Source organism: Leifsonia sp. 21MFCrub1.1 (assembly GCF_900107895.1).
Classification (GTDB): Bacteria; Actinomycetota; Actinomycetes; order Actinomycetales; family Microbacteriaceae; genus Leifsonia; species Leifsonia soli.
This window is the reverse complement of sequence record NZ_LT629867.1, coordinates 3931575-3937779: the sequence shown is the minus strand read 5'-3', so window position 1 is coordinate 3937779 and position 6205 is coordinate 3931575. Positions and strand designations below refer to the sequence as shown.

Annotated in this window: 6 protein-coding genes; 3 read left to right on the top strand and 3 right to left on the bottom strand. The window is 72.7% G+C overall.

Annotated features, from left to right (window positions below):
• Positions 1 to 255 precede the first annotated feature (255 nt).
• Positions 256 to 474, bottom strand: coding sequence for a hypothetical protein (locus BLW09_RS18775; RefSeq protein WP_089916442.1), 219 nt, complete (start codon positions 472 to 474; stop codon positions 256 to 258).
• Between the two features lie 242 nt (positions 475 to 716).
• Between BLW09_RS18775 and BLW09_RS18770 the strand changes: the two genes are divergently transcribed.
• The 3 genes from BLW09_RS18770 to BLW09_RS18760 are packed head-to-tail and all read left to right on the top strand — an operon-like array spanning position 717 to position 4887.
• The gene (locus BLW09_RS18770; protein ID WP_089916439.1) at positions 717 to 1928 is read left to right on the top strand and encodes an EfeM/EfeO family lipoprotein; all 1212 of its coding nucleotides are present in this window, start codon (positions 717 to 719) and stop codon (positions 1926 to 1928) included.
• Positions 1925 to 3139 (top strand): iron uptake transporter deferrochelatase/peroxidase subunit, encoded by a 1215-nt coding sequence (gene efeB, locus BLW09_RS18765; protein ID WP_089916436.1) that lies wholly within the window; start codon positions 1925 to 1927, stop codon positions 3137 to 3139. Before BLW09_RS18770 ends, efeB begins: the two co-directional genes overlap by 4 nt.
• A gap of 59 nt (positions 3140 to 3198) precedes the next feature.
• Positions 3199 to 4887 (top strand): phospholipase C, encoded by a 1689-nt coding sequence (locus tag BLW09_RS18760; protein WP_089916434.1) that lies wholly within the window; start codon positions 3199 to 3201, stop codon positions 4885 to 4887.
• Between the two features lie 52 nt (positions 4888 to 4939).
• Here the strand turns inward: BLW09_RS18760 and BLW09_RS18755 are convergent, their stop codons facing one another.
• On the bottom strand, positions 4940 to 5794 hold the full coding sequence (locus tag BLW09_RS18755; RefSeq protein WP_089916431.1) for an SDR family oxidoreductase: 855 nt from the start codon (positions 5792 to 5794) through the stop codon (positions 4940 to 4942).
• Positions 5791 to 6162, bottom strand: a complete 372-nt coding sequence (locus tag BLW09_RS18750) for a VOC family protein (protein WP_089916428.1) — start codon at positions 6160 to 6162, stop codon at positions 5791 to 5793. Before BLW09_RS18750 ends, BLW09_RS18755 begins: the two co-directional genes overlap by 4 nt.
• Between the last annotated feature and the right edge of the window lie 43 nt (positions 6163 to 6205).

Below are 6205 nucleotides of genomic sequence, written 5' to 3'. Positions count from 1 at the left end.
CCCTGCCTCCCTCCGCCCTGCCTCCCTCCGCCCTCGCCGCAAACGGAGGTGGACGCGCGAGGAAGCAGCCCGGTGTCCTCCGTTTCCCGCGACACACCGGGCGCGCATGACGCGGCGCCTCCGTTTCCCGCAGCGACGGAAAGGGAGGAACTGCCACACGACACACCGGAAGGCAGCGTCGAACGGAGGCGGCGGCACGGAGGCGAGGAGGCGGATGCCTCCGCTTGCGCACGGGCAGGGCTGGGCGCGGATCCGCTAGCGGCGGGTGACGAAGCGCAGCAGGCGACGCAGGGCGCCCTCGCGCGGCGGCGGCGCCGCCTCGTCCGGCGCGACGTCCTCGTTCTCGGCGAAGCCGGAGTAGCCGCAGTCCTGGCAGACCAGCAGGTCGCGGTGCACGGCGAGGCCGGCGCCGTAGTAGGGGTTGCTCACGAGTCGGGCGACGCCACGGCACTGCGGACAGCTCGCCTCGCGCATGACCCCTCCTCTGCTCCGTCCCCATCATCCGCCCACGGGATGTGCGCATCCGGCCGGTCTGTTCGGCTCCCGAACGTGCTCGGGGAGCGCAGACCCCCCGTCCGGGGGCATACCGGTGACGGTCTCGTGAACAGCGGATGAAGCCGGGGACGGCGGCCCGGGGTGCGCTTCTAGGATCGCTGACGCCGGACCGTCGCCGGCGCCCCCTTCCCCGCCCCATCCCCCACAGGAGTCATCCCCCGATGTCGACCCGCGCCCGGCTCGCCGCCTTCTTCGCGGCCCTCGGTGCGCTGGTCGTCGTCGCGACGATCCTGACGATCGCGCTGCGACCGGTGGCTGTCGCGCCCAACGCACCCGACGCCTTCGACATCACCGCGGGGATGGACGACTGCGGCCGGGGCTGGGGCGCAGCCGGCACCGCAGAGACCGACGGTGTTGCGGCGGAAGCGCCCGCCGTGCGCGGCGGCGACCAGACCTTCACGGTGACCAATACGACCGTCGGCGGCATCGAGGTCTACGTCCAGGCCGTCGACAGCAAGCGCGTCTACCTCGACCTCGAGAGCATCGGGGCCGGCGCCCACGCCACGGCCCGCGTGACGCTCGGCGCGGGCCGCTACCGCTTCGTGTGCCTGCCGGCCGACGCCGACCCCGTCCGCGGTCCCGTCGTCACCGTCGGAAAGGCGCCGCCGGGCTCACCGCTCACCCCCGGCATCGTCCCCGTGACACGCACCGATCTCATCCCGGTGGCGAAGGCCTACACCGCCTGGGTCGCCTCCCGGCTCCCCGCGCTCCGCCAGCAGGTCGCCGCCGTCGCGGCCGACGCCGAGGAGGGCGACTTACCGGCCGCACGACGCGACTGGCTGACGGCGCACACCACCTACGAGACGCTCGGCGCGGCGTATGACGCCTTCGGCGAGCTCGGCGACCAGCTCGACGGGGTGCCGCGCGGCGAGCCGACCGGGTTCCACCTCGTGGAGTCGCAGCTCTGGCACGGGGATGCGGCAGCGACCGTCGCCGCCTCCGCCGACGCCCTGCTCGGCCTGGTCGACCGGCTGCAGGCCGAGTTCGCCGACGTGCAGCTCGATCCCGGCGACGTGGCACTCCGGGCGCACGAGATCGTCGAGGATGCGATCCAGGACACGCTGACCGGCGCGACCGACGCCGGCTCCGGCACCTCGCTGGCGAGCGCCGACGCCGAGCTGACCGGAGCCGAGCAGGCGCTCGCCCCGCTGGAGCCGGTGCTCGCCAGCCGCTACGACCGGCTCGGCGACACGCGCGCCGCCCTCGCCGCAGCCCACGCGGTCGTCGAGACGCACCGCGCCGCCGACGGCACCTGGACGCCGCTCGCCCAGCTCAGCCGGGCCGATCGGGAGCGGGTGGATGCTGCGCTCGACCGCGCCGCGGAACTCCTGGCGCCCGTCGCCGCGATCTGCGACCCGAGGAGGGACTCATGACGCCCATCGACCGCCGCGGCTTCCTCGCCGCCGGTGCGGCCACCGTCGCCGGAGCAGGGCTGGCGACGGGAGCGCGTCCAACGGCCGCGGACCCCCCGGCTGCGGACCGGCCCACCGCGCTTCCGTTCCACGGCCGCCACCAGCAGGGCATCCTCACCCCGCCGCAGCGCGAGGCATCGTTCGTCGCCCTCGACGTCACCGCCGCATCCCGCGCCGAACTCGCCGACCTGCTGAAGACGATCACCGAGCGCGCCCGCTTCCTCACCACCGGGGGAACCCCGCCCGTCCCGGGTCTCGCCGCGCCGCCGCGCGACTCCGGCGTGCTCGGGCCGACCGTCGTGCCCGACGCTCTCACGGTCACGCTCTCGGCCGGGGCATCGCTCTTCGACGAGCGGTTCGGGTTGGCCTCCCGCAGACCGGCCCGGCTGCGGACGATGGACGAGTTCCCCGACGACGCCCTCCGGCGCGACGTCTGCGACGGCGACCTCCTGCTGCAGGTGTGCGCGGCCGACCGGGATGCGGTCACGCACGCCGTCCGCGAGATCGCCCGGGCGACCCGCGGCGCGATGCAGGTGCGCTGGCGGCAGGACGGCTTCGTCTCGCCGCCCCGGCCGAGCGGCACCCCGCGCAACCTGATGGGGTTCAAGGACGGCACGAGCAACCCGGACACCGGCGATGCCGCCGAGATGGCGCGCCTGGTCTGGGCGAAGGCCGGCGACGAGCCCGCCTGGGCAGCGGGTGGCAGCTACCACGTCGTCCGCGTCATCCGGATGCTGGTCGAGTTCTGGGACCGCGTGAACCTGCACGAGCAGGAGAACATGATCGGCCGTCGGCGCGACAGCGGCGCCCCGCTCACCGCGTCCGCGGAGTTCGACGACCCCCACTTCGAGAACGACCCGACCGGCGATGTCATCCAGCTCGACGCGCACATCCGGCTCGCCAACCCGCGCACGAAGGACACGGCCGACCAGCGGATGCTGCGCCGCGCCTACAACTACGACGGCGGTCTCGACGCCAACGGCAACCTCGACATGGGACTCGTCTTCGTCGCCTTCAACCAGGACCTCGACCGGCAGTTCGTGGCCGTCCAGAAGCGGCTCGCCGGCGAGCCGCTCACCGACTACATCCAGCCCTTCGGCGGCGGCTACTACTTCGCGCTGCCCGGAGCCCGCGACTCCTCCGACTGGCTCGGGCGAACGATGCTCGCCTGACCAGCGGAGGCCACCCGTCACGACCGTGCCGGGATCAGTGAAACAAGGAAGAAGGAATCGTGTTCAGACCCTCCCGTCTGCGCCGCTCCCCGATCGCCCTCGCGGGCGTCGCGCTCGCCGGCGCGGCCGCCCTCGCCGGCGCCGGAATCCTCGCGGGTGCGCCCGCGGTCGCCACGGCCGGCGGCTCGCACGCCGACCACTCCGCCCAGACCCTCACCCCGATCAAGCACCTCGTCGTGATCTTCGACGAGAACGTCTCGTTCGACCACTACTTCGGGACCTACCCGAACGCCGCGAACACCGACGGGACGCCGTTCCATGCGTCTCCGCACACCCCGCGCACCGACACCCTGGCCTCCTCCGGGACCCTGACGAACAACCCCAACCTGTACGCGCCGAAGCGGCTCAGTCCCGCCCAGGCGGTCACGTGCGACCAGAACCACGGCTACGCCGCCGAGCAGGGCGCCGTCGACGGCGGGAAGATGGACCTGTTCGTCCAGAAGACCGAGACCGACACCTGCACCGGCGCGTACGGAGCGCCGGGGCTCGTCATGGACTACTACGACGGCAACACCGTCACCGGTCTGTGGAACTACGCCCAGAACTACGCCATGAGCGACAACAGCTGGGACACCACCTTCGGCCCGTCCACGCCCGGCGCCCTGAACCTCATCTCGGGTCAGACGCACGGCGGCACGGCCTACGACCCCAAGACGGGCGCGGTGCTCACCGCCTCGACGGCCATCCAGTCGCCCGACGCGAAGGGCGTCGGGACCGTGATCGGCGACCCCGACCCCGCCTACGACGACTGCTCGGACAACGACCACACGTCGTCCTCCGCAGTGGTCGGCATGTCGGGCCGCAACATCGGCGACCTGCTCAACGCCCGGGGCGTCAGCTGGGGATGGTTCCAGGGCGGATTCACCCCGACCACCCCGTGGAACGGCCAGGCCGGCTCGTACGCCAAGTGCGACGCCGTGACGGCCACCATCGCGGGCGCGACTCCGAAGGACTACTCGCCGCACCACTCGCCGTTCCAGTACTACACGTCCACGTCGAACCCGCATCACCTGCCGCCGACCTCGGTGAAGGCGATCGGGCACACCGACCAGGCGAACCACCAGTACGACCTGACGTCGTTCGACGCGGCCCTGAAGGCCGGCAACCTGCCGGCCGTGTCGTTCCTGAAGGCCCCGGAGGCCCAGGACGGCCACGCGGGCTACTCGAACCCGCTGGACGAGCAGAAGTTTCTGGTGAACGAGATCAACGCCCTCCAGAAGTCGGACAGCTGGTCGAGCACCGCCGTCGTCGTCGCCTACGACGACTCCGACGGCTGGTACGACCACGTGGCGCCGAAGGTCGCGAACGGGTCCGCCGACCCGGCCGTCGACCAGACGGTGTGCACGAGCGTCAAGCACGCGGCAGGCGGCTACGCCGACCGCTGCGGGCCCAGCCAGCGCCTCCCGATGCTCGTCATCTCGCCGTGGACCGCGCAGAACCGGGTCGACCACACCCCGGTCGAGCAGACCAGCGTCCTGCGGTTCATCGAGAACAACTGGCTGACGGGCCGCATCGGCGATGCGTCGTTCGACACGCGTGCCGGCTCGCTGGGCGGGATGTTCGACTGGTTCCACCCGCAGCAGCGGGAGGTGCTCCTCGACCCGGCGACGGGAGCGGTCAGCTCGATCGTCCCCACCCGCCCGCACTGGCCCGCGCCCCCGCGCGGCGGCTGGTCGGCGCAGCCGTAACGTCACCTCGGAGGGCGGTCCGCAGTGCGGGCCGCCCTCCGTCGCGCCGCGGTCAGGCGGAAGCCCCGCGCAGGACCTCGTCGAGCGAGAGCGGCCGGCGGCCGGTCACGCGCTCCACATCGTCGGTGACGCCGGCGAGTTCGCCCGCCGCGATGGCGGTGTACGTCGAGACCCACGCGTCGACCTGCCAGTCGGGGGCCTTCCACTTCGCGCGTGACTCGTACGCCTCGGGGAGGGTCTCGTCGTGGAACGAGACCGCCCGGCCCCCGTGCGCGCTGAGTTTCTCGGCGACCTCCGCGAGGGTGAGCTCCTCCGGACCGGTCAGGTCGTAGGTGACGTCGGCGTGGTCCCCCGGATGCTGCAGAGCGACGGCCGCCACGCGCGCGACGTCGGCGCGGGCGACCATGGCCGCACGGCCGTCTCCGGCCGGACCGCGGATGACGCCGTCGTCGCCGACCAGGAACTCCGCGAAGTCGAGGTACAGGTTGTCGCGCAGGAACGTGTGGTGCATCCCGGACGCCCGGATGCGCTGCTCGGTCGCGTAGTGGTCGCGGGCGAGGGTGAAGGTGGCGTCCGGGGCGGCGCCGAAGAACGAGGTGTAGACGATGTGGCGGACACCCGCCTCCTCCGCGGCGTCCACGAAGGCGAGGTGCTCGCCCAGGCGCTCGGCGTTCTCGGCGGCGGAGACCATGAGCAGGGTCTCCACACCGTCGAGCGCGGCGAGCGCCGCCTCACGGTCGCTGTACGTCGCCGCGGCGACGGTGGTCCCCGGGAAGCGCGGCGCGCGCTCCGGAGACCGCGCCAGCATCCGGAACGGCACGCCGGCGTCGGCGAGCAGGTCGGCCGTCATGCGGCCGACAGCCCCGGTGACCCCGGTGACGGCGAGCGAGGGAAGGTCGGCACTCATGTCAGCTCCCAGCACAGGCAGAAGGGATGGCCGGACGGGTCCGCGTAGACCTGGAACCCGTCCGCGGCATCGAGATCGTCCGCTTCTCTCAGCAGCGTCGCACCGACGGCGATCGCATGCTCGTGCGCCTCGCGGATGTCGTCGACGTAGAGGTCGAGGTGCAGCTGCTGCTGCGGGCCGTCCGGCCACGCGGGCCGCTCGTGGCCCGGAGCCAGCTGGAACCCGAGCCGCGGCTCGCCGTCCACGTCGACCGTGCGCCACGCGTCCTCGTCGCCGCGCACCTCTCCGCCCATCAGGTCGGCCCAGAACGCGGACTCGCGGTCGATGTCGGACGTGTCGAACACGACGATCTGGCGTGTGATCCGCATGACAGCATCCAAGCCCACGCCGCCGACACCGGCAAGAGCCGGC

Bases quoted from the DNA above. Each gene is read 5' to 3' on its own strand.
- efeB (WP_089916436.1), top strand. From the start codon at position 1,925: ATGACGCCCATCGACCGCCGCGGCTTCCTCGCCGCCGGTGCGGCCACC.
- BLW09_RS18755 (WP_089916431.1), bottom strand. From the start codon at position 5,794: ATGAGTGCCGACCTTCCCTCGCTCGCCGTCACCGGGGTCACCGGGGCT.
- BLW09_RS18770 (WP_089916439.1), top strand. From the start codon at position 717: ATGTCGACCCGCGCCCGGCTCGCCGCCTTCTTCGCGGCCCTCGGTGCG.
- BLW09_RS18750 (WP_089916428.1), bottom strand. From the start codon at position 6,162: ATGCGGATCACACGCCAGATCGTCGTGTTCGACACGTCCGACATCGAC.
- BLW09_RS18775 (WP_089916442.1), bottom strand. From the start codon at position 474: ATGCGCGAGGCGAGCTGTCCGCAGTGCCGTGGCGTCGCCCGACTCGTG.